At 65.4% G+C, this 4535-nt stretch carries 3 protein-coding genes and 1 pseudogene; 3 read left to right on the forward strand and 1 reads right to left on the reverse strand.

Annotated elements, in window-relative coordinates; all coding sequences use genetic code 11:
• Positions 1-207 (reverse strand): annotated as a pseudogene (locus tag HKL97_RS02530) (hypothetical protein); the annotation flags it as partial.
• 77 nt (positions 208-284) lie between these two features.
• On the opposite strand from HKL97_RS02530, the gene HKL97_RS02535 reads away from it, so the two are divergent.
• From HKL97_RS02535 to HKL97_RS02545, 3 genes are all read left to right on the forward strand, one after another.
• Positions 285-1118, forward strand: coding sequence for an alpha/beta fold hydrolase (locus tag HKL97_RS02535; protein WP_291422539.1), 834 nt, complete (start codon positions 285-287; stop codon positions 1116-1118).
• Between the two features lie 124 nt (positions 1119-1242).
• Entirely contained in the window at positions 1243-3699 is a 2457-nt protein-coding gene (locus tag HKL97_RS02540; protein WP_291422540.1) for a hypothetical protein, read from the forward strand.
• Positions 3660-4535, forward strand: an 876-nt coding sequence (locus tag HKL97_RS02545) for a protein-L-isoaspartate O-methyltransferase (RefSeq protein WP_291422541.1), incomplete at its 3' end; no start/stop codon positions are given. The genes HKL97_RS02540 and HKL97_RS02545, both read left to right, overlap by 40 nt.

The raw sequence follows: 4535 nt of genomic DNA on the forward strand, positions 1-4535 counted from the left end.
GGCGGCGGCGGCGGCGATGGAGGCTTCATCCTCAAGGTTCAGCGCCGGGGTGCTGGTGCGCGAAAAACCGGTGGCAGAAGGGCCTAGCGCCTGGAGGAACGCCGCGCCGAGACCGCCGGTGGCGCCGATGACGATCTGGCTCATGCAGTCGCGGGTTTGGACGGCGGATGGGGCATATGGATCCTCGGCCTGGGGGGTGGAGCCCATGCTATTTCATTTCCGGGGTGGCGCAAGGCCGCTGAATTGATTTGACAGGTCACACGCCGCGGGGGGCAGATTGAGGCATGCGGTTTTTGCTCCTGCTCGCGGTTTTTTGTGGCCTCGCCGGGCCGGGGCGCGCGCGGGATTATTATTTCAACGCGTCGGACGGCACGCGGCTGCATTATAGCGAGGTGGGGCCGAAGGGGGCGCCGGTGATCGTGTTCGTGCCCGGATGGACCATGCCGGGCTGGATTTTCGCGCCGCAGGCCAGGTATTTCAGCAAAAAATATCAGGTGGTGGAGTTTGACCCGCGCGGGCAGGGGCGCTCGCAGGTGAGCGATGGCGGGTATGATCCGGTGCGGCGCGGGGAGGATATCGGCGAGTTGCTGGACCGGCTGCCGGGGCGGGTGGTGGTGGCTGGCTGGTCGCTCGGCGTGCTGGATACGCTGGCCTATATCCACCAGGACGGCGATGCGAAGCTGGCCGGGCTGGTGCTGATCGATAATTCAGTGGGCGAAAACCCGCCGCCGGTATGGGGGCCGTATCATCCGGGGCCGGTGCTGAGCCGTGATGCGAAGATGTATCAGTTTGTGTGCGGTATGTTCGAGACCCGGCAGTCCCCCGCGTATCTGGACCGGCTGACGCAGACCTGTCTGCGGCTGCCCGAGGCCGATGCGCAGGCGCTGCTGCGCTATCCGGTGCCGCGCGAGCAGTGGAAGGCGGATTTGCTCTCAACGCGCGTGCCGGTGCTGTATGTGGTGCGCCCGCACCTGGCGGCGCAGGCGGAGAATTTGCAGCGCGACCGGCCGCACACGCATATTGCGGTGTTTCACAAAGCAGGCCATGCGCTGTTCGTGGATGAGGCGCCCCGCTTCAACGCGTTGATGGGTCATTTTTTGAAAAATTCTGTCTGGTGATATTGGCGGAACGAAATTTTGACGAAGTCAAACTGAGAGCCGGCGATATCGCGCGTGGGGCTGGTGGGGCGGCCACGCGCCAAATAAAGACTCATACGGGCGATCCTGATACAGGCTCGTCCGTATGATAAAATATCTGCCGCTGTTCCTCGTCTCCGCCGCCGCGGTGGGGGTGGAGACCGCGCTGACGCGCTATTTTGCCGTCGCGAGCTGGTCTGATTACGGGTATTGGGTGATTTCCATCGTGATGGTGGGGTTCGCGTTCTCCGGCGTGTTTCTGGCGCTGGCGCGTGAGTTTTTGGTGAAGCGCGCGGCGGGGCTGTTCGCGATGCTGCCATCGGTTCTGGTGGGCGGCGCGGCGCTGGGGTATTTCGCGGCCATCATCAACCCGTTCAACCCGTTGCAGTTGCAGAACCCGGCGACCTATTTGCCGCAGCTTGCGAATATCGGGCTGTATTATGTGGCGCTGCTGCCGTTTTTCTTCGGCGCGGGGCTGTTTATCTCATTGAGCTTCGTCACCAACGCGCAGTCCATCGGCCGGGTGTACGCGGCGGATCTGACCGGGGCAGGGGTGGGCTCGGTGCTCGTGCTGGGGCTGATGTTTCTGGTGCCGCCCTTTGCGCTGGTGCCCGCACTGCTGCCCGCGCTGGCGCTGGCGCCGTGGTTTTTGGAAAAATACCGGGTGCGCGCGGGGGTGGCGGCGCTGGTGGTGCTGGCGGGGGCGGAGCTGTTGCTGGCGCTGGGGCCGCAGGCGGCGGTGAGCCCGTATAAACCGGTGTATCCGCCGCTGCATACGCCGGGCGCGCGGGTGCTGGCGCAAGTGGAGCGGCCGCAGGGGGAGTATCTGCTGCTCGATGATTTCACCGAGCGGGTGAATGACGATATTTCCAACGATGCGGCGATGCTGGGCTATGCCGACCCGCCGCGCAGCTATGGGCTGTACCGCGATGGCATTCGCATCGCCAGCCTGCCCAAGGCGGGGGCGCCGATGGCGAGCGGCTATGCGCCGGGCGCGCTGGATGCGCTGCCCTATGCGCTGGCGGCCCGGCCGGATGTGTTGCTGGTGGGGGCCTCGGGCGGGTTTCGCATCGCGGAGGTGCTGGCGCTGGGGGCGGCGCATGTGACCGCGCTGGAGCCCGAGCCGGTGCTGTACCGGGCGCTGAAGCATGGCCTTGGCGGCTCGCCGGCGTATCCGGCGGATGCGCGGGTGCGCATCGAGGACACGCCGCCGCGCGCGGCGGTGGCGGGCGCGCGGAAATTTGATGTGATCGATATCTCCGCCGATTTCATGGATGCGGCGCCGGCGAATGTGTATGCGTTCTCGGCGCAGGGGTTGGCGGCTGACCTGGGGGCGCTGAAGCCGGGCGGCGTGCTCTCGGTGCCGGTGTCGATCGAGGATTTCCCCGCCTATGCGCTGCGGATGCTGGCGAGCGTGAAGGCGGCGCTGGCGCTGCGCGGAATTGCTGATCCGCGGGCGCATGTGGTGGTGTACCGCTCGGCGTGGAACGCGCGGATATTGGTGAGCGATGCGCCGTTCAGCGCGGCTGAGATCAATACGATCCTGAAGTGGTGTAATGACCGCTCGTTCGATGTCTCATACTACCAGGGCATGGACGTGAAGGCCGCGCGGGACAATTTATATAACGATCTGCCGGCGGTCTCGTTCAATGATGATACGGTGACATCTTCCGGCGCCGATGATTCCCTCGCCGACGAGGCGGGCGGGGTGCTGGCGGGGCGGCGCACCGTATCGGCGCGCGCGTTTGATCTGCGGCCGGTGACCGATGACCGCCCGGCGTTTTACGCGATTTTGCGGCTGGGCAAGCTCTCGCTGCTGCTGGCGCGGTTGCAGATATTGCCGCAGGCGGAGATCGGCGCGCTGGTGAATCTGGCAGTGCTGGCGCAGGCGGGGGTGATCGCGCTGCTGGTGCTGCTGGTGCCGCTGGCGGCGCCGCGCCAGGCGGGCGGGGCGAAGGTGGCGCTGGCGCGGTCTGTTTTTTATTTTCCCGCATTGGCTCTCGGGTTTTTGTTTCTGGAGATTTTCGGCATCGAGCGGGCGAGCGCCTTCCTCGATGACCGGGCGGCCGGGTTCTCGCTAGTGCTGAGCGCGATGCTGATATTCTCCGGGCTGGGGAGTTTTCTCTCCGGCCGGTTCAGCGCGCGGCCAGGGCGCGCGGTGTGGGGCACGGCGGGGGTTGTAGTGGTATGGGCGCTGGGCGCGATGATGCTCAGCCCGGGCGCGCTGGCGGGGAGCGATCTGGCATTCGGGCTGAAGGCGGCGCTGGTGGTGGGGGCGATGGCGCCGGTGAGCCTTGCCATGGGGCTGCCGTTTCCGCTCGGGCTGGAGCAGGAGGAGCAGCGGTTTTACCTGGCCTGGGCCTGGGGGCTGAACGGCGCGTTTTCGGTTGTGGCGACGCCGCTGGCCAACCTGTTGTTGCGCAATATTGGGTTACATGCGGTTTTAGGCGGCGCGATTGTGATGTATGGGATCGCCGCGATGAGTTTCCCCGCTTGCGCGCGAGAGAGAGAAAGAGAGAAAACTTGGTTCAGTTTAACGAGAAAATCAGCCGCCGTGGATTGATGGCTGGCGCGGCGTCGCTCGCGGCCATGCCGGCCCTGGCGAGCACGCCAGCGAGCACGCCAGCGAGCACCGCCATCCCCGCCACCACGCTGAGCGTGCCGATGACGCCCAACGGCAAACCCTGGGACCGCGCGGCCTTTGAGGCGGCGATGGCGGCCGGAGGCAGGCCGCTCAGCCTGACCGATGCGCAGTTCGCCGCGATTCAGGCGCGCAAGCCCGCGGCGATGGCCGCGATCGAGGCGTATCTGAAGCTGCGGCTGGGTTCCGCCGACCCGCTGGTGATGGCCGCCTTCCAGGCGCTGCCGCGCGAGTATTATCATTACAACTACGAGGAACACCGCTCCACCTGCGGCGATGCCTATGACATTCCGGCCAAGCCCTGGGCCATCGGGTATGGTTCGGCGCTCTCTGATTATCTGGGGCAGGCGTATATGACGCAGGTGATTGCGCCCAAGCCGGGCGAGGTGTCGCTCGAGATCGGCACCGGCTCGGGCTTCCAGAGCTCGCTGCTCTCGCGGATCGTGGAACAAGCGTATTCCATCGAGATCATCGCGCCGCTCGGCAATGCGGTGAAGCCGATTTTTGGCCCGCTGGGCTATGACAATGTAACCACCCGGGTCGGCGACGGTTATTATGGCTGGCCCGAGCAGAAGGACGGGTTTGATATCATTATCGTGACCTGCGCCGCTCAATATGCGCCGCCGGCGCTGTTCGCGCAGCTGAAGCCGGGCGGGCGGATGATTATCCCCATCGGGCAGCCGTTCAAGCAGGGGCAGGTTTTTTATGTCTACCATAAAGATGCCACGGGGAAGATCCATTCCCGCCGGGATATGGGA

This window comes from Acidocella sp., from assembly GCF_013044125.1.
Classification (GTDB): Bacteria; Pseudomonadota; Alphaproteobacteria; order Acetobacterales; family Acetobacteraceae; genus Acidocella.